This is a genomic window from Flavobacterium sp. MEB061, from assembly GCF_000834715.1.
GTDB classification, from domain to species: Bacteria; Bacteroidota; Bacteroidia; order Flavobacteriales; family Flavobacteriaceae; genus Flavobacterium; species Flavobacterium pectinovorum.
Genome location: NZ_JXQR01000015.1, coordinates 556,554 through 572,301 on the forward strand (window position 1 = coordinate 556,554; position 15,748 = coordinate 572,301).

The window sequence follows — 15,748 nt, forward strand, 5'->3', positions numbered from 1 at the left end:
ATTTTATGATTTTGAAAAAAAGTAAATCAAAAAGAAACTCGTTTCTTCACACATAGCTATGTGTTAAAACAATTACACCAAACATGTTATTTTTAATTGTTTGATACAAATGTACTTGTGAACTAATTACAGAAAAAGGACAAACAATAGTCGTTTTGAGACGAACTATTTGAAACTATAAAGGCAAACACAAATTTCACTAATTGACACTAATTAGTTTGTGAAATTAATTTAACAACTAATTTAACCATTGAAATTTGTGCAAATTCGTGCAATTCGTGTTTTTTAAGACAGTATCATTTTAAGTGCAGTTGGCAAGGCATCAAGGTGTTCTTCCAGCACAGCTCTTAGTTGTTTTGAAGTTTTGTAGCCACATAGATGGGCAATATGTTCTATTTTATAATCTGAATTGGCCAGCAGACTTTTGGCTTTTTCAATTCTTAGTTTTGTGCGGTATTCGGCAATAGTAATTCCGGTTTCTTTTTTAAAAATGCGTGTTAAATTTCGCGGACTTACATAAACCAAATCGGCCAGGGAATCAATAGTTGATGTTTTTTCTAAGTTATAGATAATCCAATCCTGAATAGTATGAATTTTTTCGTCGCGATGGTTTCTGTTTTGCAAATAAACGCTTTCCTGTTCGTCAGTTCCGTTTCGTCGTTTATAAACAACAAGTTCCTTGGCAATTTTATTTGTAATGTCTTTTCCGTGCCTTTCTTCAATTAAAAATAAAGCCAAATCAATTCCTGTTACAATTCCGGCGCTGGTGTAAATGTTATCTGATTTGGTGAAAAGTGTTTTTTTTTGAGGTTTTAAAAGCGGAAAATCATTTTTGAGTTTTTCCAGAAGTTTCCAGTGTGTTGTACATTCTTTATGATTTAAAAGCCCTGATTTTGCCAATAGAAATGCTCCCGTACATACACTGCAAATCGTGGTTTGGTTCGCATTTGCTTTATGCAGCCAGCTAAAAAACAAATCATCCTCCTGAAGTAAATCTATTTGTTGTGTGCTAAATCCTGAAATAATGACAATGTCATCTTTTTGCGGAGCAGTTTTAGAAAAATGAATTAAAGAGGAAAGTTCTAAACCTGAATTTGATTTTATGGAAGGTTCACTGCTAATAAACTTCAGTTCATATTCAAATCCTAAATTATTGGCTTCCTGAAAAACTTCGACAACACCGCTTAAATCAAGTAAAGAAATGTCTTTAGGAATATAAAAAAAACCGTAGATTTTGATTTTGTCATTTGAGAATGTATGCTTTATTTCAATTTTTCCTTAAAAAAATCAATTGTTCTTGTCCAGGATAGAGTAGCAGCGGCTTCATCATATCTTGGAGTTGTATTATTATGAAAGCCATGATTTACGTTGGGATAAAAATAAGCCGTATTTTCGACTTTATTTTTATTGAGAATTTCCTGAAACGCAGGCCAGCCTTCGTTTACGCGTGTGTCTAAACCAGCGTAATGTAATAGTAATGGTGTTATAATTTTTTCAGCTTCTTCTTTTGTTGGCTGTCCGCCGTAATAAGGAACTGCAGCTTTTAAAGTTGGAATTTTTACCGCCAGCATATTCGAAATCCATCCACCAAAGCAAAAACCTACTACACCAACAGAGCCGTTGCAGTCTTTATGTGATTTGAGATATTCGTATGCGGCAATAAAATCTTCGAGCATTTCTTCTCGGGTTCGCTTCTTTTGCAATTCACGTCCGTCGTCGTCGTTGCCGGGATAACCGCCTAATGGCGATAATGCATCGGGAGCAATGGTTATGAATCCTTCTATAGCGGCTCTTCTTCCAACATCTTCGATGTAAGGATTTAAACCGCGATTTTCGTGAACAACAATTATTCCGGGTAATTTCTTTTTGTTATCTGATGGCTGAGACAAAAGCCCTTTAATGCTTCCGCCTCCTTTTGGAGAATCATAATTGATGTAGCCGCTTTTTATTCTGGGATCTGTGGGCTGAATTAAAATACTGTCGACATAATTGGGTGTCATAAAACTTAAAAGCGATGGAAGTGTAAGTGATCCAACCGCAAAAATGGAAAGTTTTTCTACAAATTGTCTTCGGTTGATTTTATTATGCGCATAATCGTCATATAAATCAAATACTTCCTGACTGATATCTTCTTTGGTTAATTTTTCCATGACTTTAATTTTGAAACTAATTTAAGAAATAAACTGCTTTATAATTCTTATTGTTTCAAATAAAGAGTGAAAAGGCCTAAATTTTATTCGCGAGTAATTCTTTTAACAAGGTACTGACACTTACAGATGCACATGCGATACCTTCATCGGCAGCACCATAATAGATATAAAGTTCGTCATCAATTAAAACAGTTCCGGTTGGAAAACAAACGTAGTTTACATATCCTTTTAGTTCCCAGGGCTGATCGGGAATGAATAGGGGAAAAGGCAAGCGTGCAATTTCTTTGGTAGGGTTATCAATGTCTAAAAGTGCAGCACAAGCCACGTACATATAGCCATTTATGGTATCATGAACGCCGTGATAAATTAAAAGCCAGCCGTGTTCGGTTTCTATTGGCGGTGCGCCGTTGCCTAAATAGCTTAATTCGTGTGTAAATTTTGGATCTAAAACAATATGATTTTTAAAATCAAGCATATATTCTCGCCAAAATTCGGGAGTTAATTCATCAAGAGTGTTTACGGCAGCCATTTGAATTCCGGGACGAATGCGGTGTAAAAAGTGTAATTTTCCGTTTATTCTTCTTGGAAAAAAAACTACATTTTTATCCCAGACATAAGCGCTTCCGGTACTTGGCTGAAAATATTTGATATTTAAATCCTGTTGATTTTTGATAAGAAACCGAAGTTCGTCACCACTCATTTGCGGAACTATAATACCATGTTTCTCAAAAGTTTTTAAATCTTTGGAAGTGGCAACGCAGCCAAAAGCATTTGCGCCGTCATAACCGCAATAGGAAAGATAATAAAGATCATCAATTTTCACAATCCTCGGATCTTCAACGCCGTATTCTTCATTTGGCATTTCGGGAACAATCACGGGATGGTCGTATCTTTCTTCGATAGTAAGAGGATCAGAAAGCCGGCAATAGCCTATTGTAGAATGATTTCCTAAAGCAACAGCTCTGTAAAAAATATGAATTTTTCCGTCGACAGCAATAACAGCGGGATTTAAAACTCCTTCAACTTCAAAATCTAATGCTGTTTTTGTAATAATTAATCCGTGTTTGCGTATCATAATCTCCTATTTTGGAATCTAAAATTACCGAAATTTAATGAGCTTAGATTTACATAAAATTTTAAAATTGTTTCATAATTAGAAGAAAGGTTTGCCACGAATTGCACTAATTTACACCAAAAAACTTTACGCAAAAAAATAAAAAATTAGTGAAAATTATTGCAATTCGTGGCCAAATTTTTACTTTAAATGTTTTGGTTCCTGAATTTCGCCATTGCCAAAAGACCAGTTTTCTAATCCATTATTTTCTAAAAGAACGATAATTATATTATTAATGGTAATTTCTGTTTCGGAGGAAATTGTAGTAGCAATTGTATGGTATAATTTCTTTTTCTGTTCTAATGTTCTTCCTTGTCCTGCAATGATTTGAACATAGATTATGTTTTCAGAATGTGAAATTCCAAGATAGCTTTCAGGATATTTTATTTGTTGTGTTTCGAGTTCTTCAATAACATGAAAATAATCATCTTTTGGAATATGAAATTCTGCTATCAATGACTGATGAACTGATTGTGAGATTTTATTTTTTGTTTCCTGCGAAAGTTTCTTAGGAAGACTAATACGTACAAATGGCATTTTTTATTTTTTTCCAAAGATAGAAGCTCTGTTTGAAACATAATAAAAAACTTAAATTTTTTAGCCACGAATTCACGAATTTTATAAGTAATATTCGTGAATTCGTGGCTATTTTTTTTTAAGCGTTTTTACAAACTCTTAAGTTTCTTCATAAATACAGGAAACACGTCATTTAATTCTTCAAACAACGGATTTTTGCGGTGTTTCAGTTTGATTTCACTAAACAATTTCAAACCAAGTGCAAATTGTGTGGCTTCAGAATCATTTTCGAATATATTTTTGTCTTTTATTCTTTCAATAATACTAAATATTTCGTCGTGATTTGTAAACTCTATTCCAAGTTCTTTTGCCGGTTCAGTTTGGCCGTCTGCATATTCTTTCAGGCTTAGTGTAAGATAATATTTGTTTGCTCTTTTTTCCATAACATTTAATCTATTTAATCCATTTATCGACAATTGCCTTAAAGGTTTCTTTGTATTGTTCGCCAACAGTTATTTCGGCTTTATCGATAAATATTGAGTTTTTACTGATGGCGCTTATTTTTTCGAGAGACACAATATAGGAACGATGTACTCTCATAAATTTTGATGATGGTAATTTTTCTTCCAGTGCTTTTAAGGAAATCAGTGAAAGAATTGCTTTTTGAGAATCGTCAAAATGTACCTTTACGTAATCTTTTAAACTTTCGATATAGGTTATATCTTTAAGGGAAATTCGAACCCATTGGTACTCTACTTTCAAAAAAATAAATTCATCGTCTGCCGTGATAGGCTGATATTGATTTGAAGATTCTTCTGTTATTTGCAATACTTTATTGGCAGCACGCAAGAATTCCTCGTAACTAAAAGGTTTTAAAAGATAATCTATGGCATTTACACGATAACCTTCAATAGCATAATGATTATAAGCTGTTGTAAAAACAATTTTTGGGACTGCTCCGGGTTGTTCCTGCAAAAGTCTGGCAAGCTCCATTCCCGTTAAATTGGGCATATTAATATCCAAAAAAACAAGATCGGGCTGTTTCTCCCGAATTAAAGTCAGGGCTTCAACGGCATTATCACAACTCGCTGTTAATTCTAAAAAAGGTGTTTGATCAATAAAGGTCTGCACCAATTTTAATGCGAGAGGTTCATCATCGACTGCTATACATTTTAATATTGTCATTATTCTAAAGTTATTTGCAGTTTTACATTATACATGCCGTTTTTGGCTATTTCGGCGGTTAGCGAATGCCTGTGCGGGTAAATTAAATGAAGCCTGCGTTTTGTATTTGTTAAACCGATACCACCTTCATTGGGCGTGGCAGATTTTTCAAAATACGTGTTTTCGACTTCAAATTCAAGATTGCTGCCATTTTGCCTGAGCGAAATATGTATTTCACTTTTATCAGTAGCATGAACACCATGTTTAAAAGCATTCTCTACTAAAGGTAGTAATAACATTGGAACAATTGGGTAATCCTGTATTTTTTCCGGAATATCTGTTGTAATCGTTAATTTGCTGTTGGCACGAAGTTTCATCAAAGCAATAAAATCCCTCATAAATTCGGCTTCTTTCAGCAAAGTCGTAGTTTCTTCTGTACTATAAAGTAAATAGCGCATCATTCTGCTTAAAGTATGCAGCGCATTTCTCGAATCTTCGATATCAGTATAAGTAAGGGAATAAATACTATTGAGCGAATTGAAAAAAAAGTGTGGATTTATCTGTGCTTTCAACATTGCCAGTTCGGCCATTGTTTTATCCTGTTCCAGTTTTTGTTTGTGCTGTGCGGCTTTCTGCCAATATTGTAACATCGATAAACTTGTACTGATGCCTAAAACCATTAAAGTCAGCATAAAAGCATAATTATCAAAATAAGGATTTCTATTTTTTTTGAAACCCAAAACAAGGCTCACTTTTGCATGAAGATCTGTTTGCGAAGTATAAAAATAGGCGATAAGCTGCATGGCAACAATTGCGAGAAAAGCCCAGATTAAAAACAGAGAAGTATTGTCTTTTATAATAGTTTTTGGAACGATGATTTTAGCATTAGAATAAAATATGATAATCAGCAAAAAGAGTACAATAATCTGCCAAAGCCAAAAAACAGAAGGCAGAATTACATTCCAGGTTAAAGGAATGTAAAACAACATTAGAAATCCCAATAACAACCAGCCCAAAAGGTGTAATCCTGCAAATAAATAGGGTCTAAAGATGTTTGTCCACATTATATTTTCTTTTTTTAAGGGCAATATTACATTTTATTTGAATGCAATTTTAAAGCAATCGCCATAGAGATATTTACAGCCTTTAAAAACGATATTAGAGCCGACGAATTTTAAAATTAAACACTCGTTTAATTTAAATAAAAATCCATCGGTTCTAAGGTTATCTCTATCGATTGTGCGTCGCTCTTCGTCTATTCGAAATTTTTTACGTAACTTAATTCTTTTATTTTGTTAGCGTAATTATAGAAATCACATTATATCCAATGAATAAGCAATCACTTTTAAGCATTTTCGCAGCATCAGTTATTATCATCTCGTGTGGTAAAAAAGATGACAAAGCAGCTCAGGCCGCTGCTGCAGGACAAGTTAAAGAATATAAAACACTGGTAATACAGCCAGAATCAGCAACTTTAAATACTGATTATCCGGCAAGTATACAGGGACAGCAAAACATAGAAATTCGTCCGAGAGTAGAAGGTTACATCGACAAGATTTATGTTGATGAAGGTGCGGTTGTAAGAGCAGGACAGCCTTTGTTTAAAATCAGTGCTCCAGAATATGAGCAGGAAGTTCGTACGGCAACAGCAAGCATTAAAAGTGCTCAGGCAGCGGTAAGTTCAGCAAAATTGGCTGTAAATAAAGTAAAACCACTTGTTGAGAAAGAAATCATAAGCAAATACGAACTGGAAACGGCTCAGTATAACTATGATTCTGCTTTGGCAACTTTGGCTCAGGCCAATGCAAGTCTGGTAAATGCAAGAACTAATTTGGGTTATACTACAGTTACAAGTCCGGTTGATGGAGTTGTAGGATCAATTCCATTTCGTTTAGGAAGTTTAGTAAGTTCAAATAATACCGAACCGTTAACGACAGTTTCTAGTATCGGAAACGTTTATGCTTATTTTGCAATGAACGAAAAAGTGCTTTTAACTTTTAGTGAAGGTTCCGGAACATTGGCACAAAAAATCAAACAATTGCCACAGGTTTCTTTATTGCTTTCTGATGGATCAATTTACGGAGAAAAAGGAAAAATTGAAACCGTAAACGGATTGATTAATACAGAAACCGGTTCTGTAAACATCAGGGCTCGTTTTCCAAACCCAAGAGGAATCATCAGAAGCGGAAGTAGCACAACAGTTAGAATTCCGACTCAGGTAAAAGAGGGATTAATTATTCCGCAAAGCGCTACGTTTGAACTTCAGGATAAAATTTTCGCAGTAACAGTTGGAAAAGACGGTAAAACCAAAAACGCAAATATTACGATTTTAGAAAATAAAGCCGGAAATTATTATGTGGTAACAAGCGGTTTAAAAGCCGGAGATCAGATTGTTTTAGAAGGAGTTGCCTCTTTAAAAGAAGGAACTGAGATTAAAACTCAAAATCAGAATGCTGAAACTGTTTACGCAGACTTAAAATAAAAATACATGTTTAAAATATTCATTCAAAGACCTGTACTCTCGACAGTAATTTCGGTTATTATTGTCATTCTAGGTGTTTTAGGGCTTATAGAGCTTCCTATTTCCCAATATCCCGATATTGCTCCACCAACGGTAAACGTTTCGGCAAGTTATACAGGAGCCAACGCAGATGTGGTACTTAAAAGTATTGTAATTCCGCTGGAAGAGCAAATTAATGGTGTAGAAAACATGACTTACATGACTTCTACAGCAACAAACGACGGTAATGCGTCTATAAAAATATTCTTTAAAGTAGGAACAAATCCCGATTTGGCTGCAGTAAACGTGCAAAACAGGGTTTCAAGAGCCACAAGTTTATTACCTGTAGAGGTAACTCAGGCCGGTGTAACAGTTACAAAAAGCCAGAGTAGTAACTTGTTGATATTCTCGCTATATAGCGATGATAAAGCTTACGATCAGACTTTTCTTCAAAATTATGCTAAGATTAATCTTGTTCCGCAAATTCAACGTGTGGTTGGGGTGGGAGATGTAACCGTTTTTGGTGCCAAAGATTACTCGATGAGAATTTGGCTTAAGCCGGATATCATGCAGCAATACAAATTGATCCCAAGTGATATTTCGGCAGCTTTGGCTGAACAAAATATCGAAGCTGCGCCGGGTAAATTTGGTGAAAACGGAAATCAGGCTTTTCAATACGTAATTAAATATAAAGGACGTTTAACAAGCGCTCAGGAATTTGGAGATATCGTTATAAAATCTGTTGGAAACGGACAGGTTTTAAGATTGAAAGATGTAGCAAAAGTAGAATTAGGATCATTGAGTTATTCTTCGACAATTAAAACAAACGGTGTCGAATCTGCAGCGATGGCAATTAGCCAAACGCCTGGTTCTAACGCCCGTGACGTAATTAACAACTCTAAAAAACTAATTGAAGAAGCAGCAAAAAATTTCCCAAAAGGAGTAAAATATACGCTTCTTGTGGATGTTAACGAAAATCTTGATGCTTCTATCGAAAAAGTAATTCATACTTTGATTGAAGCTTTTATTCTGGTTTTCATCGTAGTTTTTATCTTCCTTCAGGATTTCAGATCTACATTAATCCCGGCCATTGCGGTTCCGGTTGCGATTGTTGGAACATTTTTCTTCCTGAATCTATTCGGATTTACGATTAATTTATTGACGCTTTTTGCAATGGTTCTTGCCATTGGTATTGTGGTCGATGATGCGATTGTGGTCGTCGAGGCGGTGCATGCCAAACTCGATCACGGTTACAAATCGGCTAAGAAAGCTACAATCGATGCGATGGATGAAATTTCTGGAGCGATTATTTCGATTACATTAGTAATGGCGGCGGTATTTATTCCGGTTACCTTTATTACAGGATCTACGGGAGTTTTCTACAAACAATTTGGTATTACGTTAGCGGTTGCGATTATTCTTTCGGCCATTAACGCCTTGACATTAAGTCCGGCTTTATGTGCTTTATTATTGAAACCACATGCAGACGATCATAAACATAAAAGTTTTATTCAGCGTTTTTATACTGCGTTTAACGTCGCATTTGATAATGTAACAGAGCGATACAAACGTTCTGTAAGTTTTCTTTCTGTAAAAAAATGGATTGTATTGGCTTCGATTTTAATTGCCGGTGCCGCTTTATTTTATATGATGAAAACCACACCGTCTGCTTTCGTTCCGGCGGAAGATCAGGGAACTGTTTTCGCCAACATTAGTTTACCGCCATCAGCTTCGATGGAACGTTCTGATGTAATTGCCAAAAGAGTCGATAGTATTGCTAAGACTATTCCGGGAGTTAAAAATACACTTCGTATTGTGGGACAAAACTTTACAGCCGGAGCGGGTAGTGCTTACAGTATGGTTATTGTAAAACTGGAAACCTGGGACAAACGTGAATTAAGTGTTAATGATGTAATTGGTCAGCTTTTTGCCAAAACAAGCGGTATTCGTGAAGCTAATATATTCTTCATTTCACCGCCAACCATTCAGGGATTTGGACAAAGTGGTGGATTTGAGTTTCAGCTTCAGGATAAAGGAGGGCATACTACAGCCGAATTCTATAAAGTAAATGTTGATTTTCTGGAGAAACTTTCAAAACGTCCTGAAATACAATATGCTACAACGCCATTTAATCCTGGTTTTCCTCAATATATGATGGATATAAATTTGGCAAAAGCTAAAGCTGCAGGAGTTCCAATCAATACAATTTTGTCTACAATGCAAGGGTATTATGGAGGTTTGTACGCTTCGAATTTCAATAAATTCGGGAAACAATACCGTGTTATGATTCAGGCATCACCAGAATTTAGAACTAATACAGAAGGACTAAATAAAATTTTTGTTAGAAACGCTTCAGGAAACATGGCGCCAATTACAGAGTTTGTAAAAATGACAAGGGTTTTTGGTCCGGAATCTATTTCAAGATTTAACTTGTTTACTTCGATTTCTATTACTGGAGCGCCAAATCCGGGCTTTAGTTCAGGAGATGCCATTAAAGCGATTCAGGAAGTTGCGGCCGAAAATTTACCTGCAGGTTATGGATATGAATTTTCAGGTTTAACGCGTGAAGAGTTAGCATCAGGAAGTGAAACTATTTTCATCTTTATATTATGTCTTGTATTTGTTTACTTCTTGTTAAGTGCTCAATATGAGAGTTATATTTTGCCTTTTGCTGTATTGTTCTCCATTCCTTTTGGATTGGCCGGAGCTTATCTGTTCTCGATTATATTCAAACTAAACAGTAATATTTATTTGCAGATTTCCTTAATCATGTTGATTGGATTGCTGGCGAAGAACGGTATCTTGATTGTCGAATTTGCTTTGGACAGAAGAAGAAAAGGATTGCCAATTGTTCAGGCTGCTATTGAAGGAGCTGTAGCGCGTTTGCGACCAATTTTAATGACCTCTTTTGCTTTTATTTTAGGACTTGTGCCTTTAATGTTTGCTTCAGGAGCCGGAGCTGTTGGTAATAAATCGATTGGTACGGGAGCAGTTGGAGGTATGTTAATCGGAACCATTTTGGGAGTATTCGTAATTCCGGTATTGTTTATCGTTTTCCAGACTTTACAGGAAAAAGTGAGCGGACCTGCAAAAGATGGTTACGATGAAGATGATGATGAAGAAGTTCAATTGATAGAAGCTCATAAAGAGTAGTAATTTAAAAGACAAAAAATGACTCATAGTTCAAATAAATATATTTTAATGGTAATCGCAGCCACACTTTTAAGTGCCTGCGTTACCAAAAAATACGAACGTCCCACGACACTTTCTACAGATAAGCTGTTTCGTGATCAGGCCGCTGCCGATTCTACAAATCTGGCGAATATGCCTTGGCAAAGTGTTTTTAAAGATGCAAAATTGAGTGCCTTAATTCAGAAAGGTCTGGATCAGAACCTGAATTTGAAAAATGCAATTGAAAATATTGTTCAGGCTCGTGCCAGTTTACGCCAAAGCAAATTGGCTTATTATCCAAATTTAAATCTGGATGCCAATGTAACACGCACCAAACAATCAGAAGCAGGACTTAACTTTCCGGCAGGAATCAATATTAATACTTTAACGACAACCTATAAATTAGGTTTAAGTACGTCGTGGGAAGCAGATATCTGGGGAAAACTTAGCAGTACTAAAAGAGCAGCTTTGGCCACTTATCTTGCGACAGATGCTGCAAAACAAGCGGTTCAAACCCAATTGATTGCTGATATTGCCAACAATTATTTTTTATTGTTGTCTTATGATAAATCTCTTGAAATTACACAGCAAACTTTAGAAGCCCGTGTTAAAAATGTAGAAACGATCAAAGCCTTAAAAGAAGGTGCAATTGTTACAGGCGCTGCTGTGGTACAAAGTGAAGCCAATCGTTATGCTGCCGAAGTATTGATTCCGGACATTAAACAAAGCATTCGTGAAACCGAAAATGCTTTGAATATTTTATTAGGACAAGCTCCGGGACCAATCGAAAGAGGCGTTTTAGGAGAACAGCAAACTCCTGATAATCTGGCGATAGGTTTACCGTCTCAGTTATTACAAAATCGTCCTGATGTTCGTCAGGCAGAGTTTAATTTCAGAGTTGCTTTTGAAAATACAAATTTGGCCAGAACCTATTTTTATCCAAGCCTGACGCTTACGGCTAGTGGTGGGTTTTCGAATTTAGAGTTGAAAAACTTCTTCGATAATTCTATTTTTTATTCGATAATTGGAGGATTAACACAGCCACTTTTTAATCAGGGTTTAAACAAAGCAAGATTAACAACGGCACAATCGCAACAATTACAAGCTTTAAATAGTTTTCAGCAAAGTCTTTTGGTTGCCGGACAGGAAGTTTCGAATGCAATGTATTCGTACCAAATGGCGGTTGAAAAAGAAGATTCGAGACAAAAACAAATTGAATCTTTAGTAAAAGCAGTTGATTTTACACAACAGCTTTTAGAGTACAGTTCAGCGACAAATTATACTGATGTTTTAACATCAGAACAAAATCTTTTATCGGCACAATTGAATGGTATAAATGATAATTTGCAAAAGCTGCAGGCTTTGGTTGATTTGTATCGCGCTTTAGGCGGTGGATGGAAATAAAGTTCTTAAAAATATTGAGTTGAAGGTTGAAATTTGATAAATAGTATCGGTTAAAAAGCGGTGTTCGTCGATTGGTTTAGAGGTTCTGTATAATGAGTTCGATAAACCTGAAAAATGGCATTACTTTCGCTTTATTCAAATCAAATTTAAACTTAACAACTAAAAAAAATGAAAAAATTAGGACTTGCTCTAATGCTTTTAATGAGTGTTTTTGCACATGCACAAGTATCAATAAACGTAAATATTGGTACACCGCCAAGCTGGGGACCTGAAGGAAATGATGAAAGCAGATATTACTATTTACCGGATATTGATATCTATTATGATGTTGCTCAAAGCCAGTATATTTATGAAAATAGCGGTAAATGGGTTCGTGATAAAAGATTGCCTTCAAGATACAGAAATTATGATCTTTACGATGGTTACAAAGTAGTTTTGAATGATTACAAAGGAGATTCTCCTTATTCATATCATAAAAAACACGTTACCAATTATCCAAAAGGCTATAAAGGAAAACCTCAGAAAACCAGAGGAAACAAACCTGACAGCAAGCAGAAACCGAATAAGGATAATGCAAAAAAGGATAATACAAAAAAGGGTAATTCAAAAAAATCAAAAGGAAATAATTCCGATAAAAATAAGGATCATGGCCACGATGATCGCCACTAATTAAAAAACATGACTTGAAAAACGCCTCAGAAATGAGGCGTTTTTTTTGTTTGGTATCTGAGTGATCTTTGTCAAAGTTTTAAACTTTGACAAAGATTGGCGGTTATTTTGTAAAATATTATATTCGTACTCTTCAAATGAGTCATAAAATCAGACGAAAGTAAATTTAAAAAATGGAGAATATCACAGTAATCATCATGTTGTTATTCGGGGTTGCATTCCTGAGTCTTTTAAGTAAAAGGTATAATTTCCCGGTTCCTATTGTATTGGTTCTTTGTGGTGTTACAATTAGTATCATTCCCGGGCTTCCGGTTATTGCATTAAATCCCGAAGTCGTTTTTATTATCTTCTTACCACCGCTTTTGTATCATGCAGCATGGTATACAAGCTGGTCTGAGTTTAAACAAACCATTCGCCCTATAACACTTGCCGCAGTTGGGTTGGTTCTTTTTACAACAGTTTCTGTTGCAGTAGCCGTGCATTATCTTATTGATGATATTTCCTGGCCGTTGGCTTTTTTATTGGGTGCGATTGTTTCACCTCCCGATGCTGTTTCGGCGACAGCCATAACAAAAGGACTAGGCTTGCATCCACGCCTTATTGCGATCTTAGAAGGCGAGAGTTTATTGAATGATGCAAGCGGACTTGTAGCTTACAAATATGCACTTGCAGCCATTACAGCGGGTAATTTTGTGCTTTGGCAGGCAGGATTGAATTTCTTTATCATGTCGATATTAGGAATCGCGATTGGTTTAGTTGTTGGTTATGCCATGAGTATTATTCATAAAAGGTTTGTGTGCGACGATGTTATCGAGGCTACCTTAACACTTTTAACGCCTTTTGCTTCTTATTTAATAGCAGAACATTTTGAATGTTCGGGAGTTTTGGCGGTTGTAACAACGGGTTTATTTCTTTCGGCCAGATCAGGAACTATTTTTACACACGAAAGCCGTATTATGACCAATACAATCTGGAGCGTGCTTACGAATATTCTAAACGGATTAATCTTTATTTTAATCGGACTTCAGTTGCGTCAGATTATTTCGGGAATTGGCGATTATTCTGGTCTGTCATTGTTTATTTGGGGAGCTTCTGTAAGTGCCGTGGTTATTTTAGTCCGCTTTTTATGGGTGGTTCCGGCAACGTTGGTTCCAAGATTTCTCAGTAAAAAAATCAGGCAAAAAGAAGAATTCGATTATCGCAATATGATTATTTTCGGTTGGTCCGGAATGCGTGGCGTTGTATCCATGGCGGCTGCATTGGCTCTTCCGTTAACAATTAATAATGATACAGAAGTATTTCCGTTGCGAAACCTTATTATTTATCTGGTTTTTTGTGTGATACTTTCGACTTTGGTAATTCAGGGATTGACACTTCCGTGGGTAATTAAAAAATTAAAAATTGAGCGTTATTCTATTTTAGCTGAAGAATATGAAATTCGAAATAGTATTGTTTCTCAAACTATTACACATATCGAAGATAATTTTTCTTTATTGAATGATGATTTGCTTCATAATATCAAGAGTAAATACGAAGTAAAATTTAATCGTTTGCAAAAAACAGAACTTCCGGCGAATTTCTTCGGAAAAGGAAATGTAATGGGAGGGCAGATTTTTAACGATTTTACCAAATTGCAAATCGATTTGCTGAATGTGGAACGTGCTAAACTGGAAACAATGCATAAATCAGGTTCTGTAAACGAGGAAATTTTCAGAAAAATAGAAAAAGAACTTGATTTGGAAGAAACGCGTTTGTGGATGGAAATGTATGAGGAATAGGAGGCAAGGCTTAACCGCAAAGATCGCAAAGATCGCAAAGATTTTACGCAAGGTTCGCTAAGTTTTTTATTCACTATAATATTTTACCACAAAGTGAAAGAGGGGAAAAACACAAAGTTCGCAAAGCTTTTTCAATATGTAGCTTTGCGAACTTTGCCTTCTTTATAAGATAAAACTTTGCGTTCTTTGCGTAAAACCTTTGCGCTCTTTGCGGTAAAAAAGACTTTATCCCTTACGAACCAAAGGAATAACTTTTGTTCCAATGAATTCTATGGCACTCATTAATTGATTGTGTGTAAGTCCCGCGTTATCCATTTGAAACGTAAATCTCGAAATACCTCCAAGCGATTCGCTATGAGTCAAAATTTTCTCGGCAACACGTTCCGGACTTCCCACAACTAAAACACCTTTATCGTCAATTAAACCATCAAATTTATCTTTTGTTACAGGAGGCCAGCCGCGTTCCAGTCCTAATTTTGTCCAAAGTTCAGCATAACCCGGATAATATTCTTCGATTGCTTTTTCGGTAGATCCCGAAACATAACCCGGAGAATGCAAACCTACTTTTAATTCTTCCGGTTTATAACCGGCAGCTTTTCCGGCTTCACGATATAAATCGATCAACGGGCGAAAACGATACGTTTGTCCGCCAATAACGGCTACCATTAAAGGTAAACCAAGCGATCCTGCACGTACAAAAGATTCGGGAGTTCCGCCAACTCCTAGCCAGATTGGTAATTTTTCCTGTAAGGCTCTCGGGTAAACAGGCAAGTTATTTATTGCCGGACGGAATTTTCCTGACCAGCTTACAAATTCATTGTCGCGAATTTGTAATAACAACTCTAATTTTTCTTTAAAAAGAGCATCATAATCATTTAGATTAAATCCGAAAAGGGGATAAGCTTCAATAGAAGATCCGCGGCCTACGACGATTTCAGCTCTTCCTTTTGAAACTAAATCTAAAGTAGCAAATTCCTGATAAACCCTAACCGGATCTGCAGCGCTTAAAACACTTACAGCACTTGCCAATCGTATGTTTTTTGTTCGCGCAGCCGCCGCACTCAATATTACAGCTGTAGCCGAATCTAAAAATTCTTTTTTATGATGTTCTCCAATTCCAAAAACATCAAGGCCCACCTGATCGGCAAGCTCAATTCTTTGAAGCAATTGCTCCATAGCATCAACACTACTAAGCGTATTATTGTCGCCATACATTGCCGAAGCAAAACTGTCTATTCCTATTTCTATCATTTAGTAAAGATATTAAATTCTCTTTTAAACA

13 protein-coding genes are annotated in these 15,748 nt (G+C 35.9%); 5 read left to right on the top strand and 8 right to left on the bottom strand.

Annotated elements, in window-relative coordinates; all coding sequences use genetic code 11:
* Positions 1 to 285 precede the first annotated feature (285 nt).
* From RT99_RS24670 to RT99_RS09765, 7 genes are all read right to left on the bottom strand, one after another.
* Positions 286 to 1,272, bottom strand: coding sequence for a GlxA family transcriptional regulator (locus RT99_RS24670; RefSeq protein WP_371197939.1), 987 nt, complete (start codon positions 1,270 to 1,272; stop codon positions 286 to 288).
* Complete coding sequence (locus tag RT99_RS09740; protein ID WP_042564518.1) at positions 1,263 to 2,150, bottom strand: dienelactone hydrolase family protein; 888 nt, start codon at positions 2,148 to 2,150, stop codon at positions 1,263 to 1,265. Before RT99_RS09740 ends, RT99_RS24670 begins: the two co-directional genes overlap by 10 nt.
* Positions 2,151 to 2,226: 76 nt before the next feature.
* On the bottom strand, positions 2,227 to 3,225 hold the full coding sequence (locus RT99_RS09745; protein ID WP_042564519.1) for a pesticidal protein Cry7Aa: 999 nt from the start codon (positions 3,223 to 3,225) through the stop codon (positions 2,227 to 2,229).
* 180 nt (positions 3,226 to 3,405) lie between these two features.
* On the bottom strand, positions 3,406 to 3,801 hold the full coding sequence (locus tag RT99_RS09750) for a tautomerase family protein (RefSeq protein ID WP_042564520.1): 396 nt from the start codon (positions 3,799 to 3,801) through the stop codon (positions 3,406 to 3,408).
* Between the two features lie 128 nt (positions 3,802 to 3,929).
* A complete protein-coding gene (locus RT99_RS09755) occupies positions 3,930 to 4,223 on the bottom strand; it encodes a DUF3861 domain-containing protein (protein ID WP_042564521.1) in 294 nt (97 codons plus the stop codon).
* Between the two features lie 10 nt (positions 4,224 to 4,233).
* On the bottom strand, positions 4,234 to 4,965 hold the full coding sequence (locus RT99_RS09760; protein WP_042564522.1) for a LytTR family DNA-binding domain-containing protein: 732 nt from the start codon (positions 4,963 to 4,965) through the stop codon (positions 4,234 to 4,236).
* Positions 4,965 to 6,008 (bottom strand): sensor histidine kinase, encoded by a 1,044-nt coding sequence (locus tag RT99_RS09765; protein WP_042564523.1) that lies wholly within the window; start codon positions 6,006 to 6,008, stop codon positions 4,965 to 4,967. Before RT99_RS09765 ends, RT99_RS09760 begins: the two co-directional genes overlap by 1 nt.
* A 263-nt stretch (positions 6,009 to 6,271) precedes the next feature.
* Between RT99_RS09765 and RT99_RS09770 the strand changes: the two genes are divergently transcribed.
* The 5 genes from RT99_RS09770 to RT99_RS09790 all read left to right on the top strand — a co-directional run bounded on the left by RT99_RS09770 (position 6,272) and on the right by RT99_RS09790 (position 14,466).
* Complete coding sequence (locus tag RT99_RS09770) at positions 6,272 to 7,426, top strand: efflux RND transporter periplasmic adaptor subunit (RefSeq protein ID WP_042564524.1); 1,155 nt, start codon at positions 6,272 to 6,274, stop codon at positions 7,424 to 7,426.
* 6 nt (positions 7,427 to 7,432) lie between these two features.
* On the top strand, positions 7,433 to 10,597 hold the full coding sequence (locus tag RT99_RS09775; RefSeq protein WP_042564525.1) for an efflux RND transporter permease subunit: 3,165 nt from the start codon (positions 7,433 to 7,435) through the stop codon (positions 10,595 to 10,597).
* 18 nt (positions 10,598 to 10,615) lie between these two features.
* On the top strand, positions 10,616 to 12,019 hold the full coding sequence (locus RT99_RS09780; protein ID WP_042564526.1) for an efflux transporter outer membrane subunit: 1,404 nt from the start codon (positions 10,616 to 10,618) through the stop codon (positions 12,017 to 12,019).
* 168 nt (positions 12,020 to 12,187) lie between these two features.
* Entirely contained in the window at positions 12,188 to 12,688 is a 501-nt protein-coding gene (locus tag RT99_RS09785) for a hypothetical protein (RefSeq protein WP_042564527.1), read from the top strand.
* A 173-nt stretch (positions 12,689 to 12,861) separates the two neighbouring features.
* Positions 12,862 to 14,466 carry a Na+/H+ antiporter gene (locus RT99_RS09790; RefSeq protein ID WP_042564528.1) on the top strand — a complete coding sequence of 535 codons (1,605 nt, stop codon included), beginning with the start codon at positions 12,862 to 12,864 and terminating at the stop codon, positions 14,464 to 14,466.
* A 225-nt stretch (positions 14,467 to 14,691) separates the two neighbouring features.
* On the opposite strand, the gene RT99_RS09795 is transcribed toward RT99_RS09790, so the two are convergent.
* Positions 14,692 to 15,714: an LLM class flavin-dependent oxidoreductase gene (locus RT99_RS09795; protein WP_042564609.1), complete on the bottom strand. Its 1,023-nt coding sequence runs from the start codon at positions 15,712 to 15,714 to the stop codon at positions 14,692 to 14,694.
* Between the last annotated feature and the right edge of the window lie 34 nt (positions 15,715 to 15,748).

What these genes read in the sequence shown, in the direction of transcription:
- RT99_RS09740 (WP_042564518.1), bottom strand. Translation starts at nt 2,150, where the DNA reads ATGGAAAAATTAACCAAAGAAGATATCAGTCAGGAAGTATTTGATTTA.
- RT99_RS09745 (WP_042564519.1), bottom strand. Translation starts at nt 3,225, where the DNA reads ATGATACGCAAACACGGATTAATTATTACAAAAACAGCATTAGATTTT.
- RT99_RS09750 (WP_042564520.1), bottom strand. Translation starts at nt 3,801, where the DNA reads ATGCCATTTGTACGTATTAGTCTTCCTAAGAAACTTTCGCAGGAAACA.
- RT99_RS09755 (WP_042564521.1), bottom strand. Translation starts at nt 4,223, where the DNA reads ATGGAAAAAAGAGCAAACAAATATTATCTTACACTAAGCCTGAAAGAA.
- RT99_RS09760 (WP_042564522.1), bottom strand. Translation starts at nt 4,965, where the DNA reads ATGACAATATTAAAATGTATAGCAGTCGATGATGAACCTCTCGCATTA.
- RT99_RS09765 (WP_042564523.1), bottom strand. Translation starts at nt 6,008, where the DNA reads ATGTGGACAAACATCTTTAGACCCTATTTATTTGCAGGATTACACCTT.
- RT99_RS09770 (WP_042564524.1), top strand. Translation starts at nt 6,272, where the DNA reads ATGAATAAGCAATCACTTTTAAGCATTTTCGCAGCATCAGTTATTATC.
- RT99_RS09775 (WP_042564525.1), top strand. Translation starts at nt 7,433, where the DNA reads ATGTTTAAAATATTCATTCAAAGACCTGTACTCTCGACAGTAATTTCG.
- RT99_RS09780 (WP_042564526.1), top strand. Translation starts at nt 10,616, where the DNA reads ATGACTCATAGTTCAAATAAATATATTTTAATGGTAATCGCAGCCACA.
- RT99_RS09785 (WP_042564527.1), top strand. Translation starts at nt 12,188, where the DNA reads ATGAAAAAATTAGGACTTGCTCTAATGCTTTTAATGAGTGTTTTTGCA.
- RT99_RS09790 (WP_042564528.1), top strand. Translation starts at nt 12,862, where the DNA reads ATGGAGAATATCACAGTAATCATCATGTTGTTATTCGGGGTTGCATTC.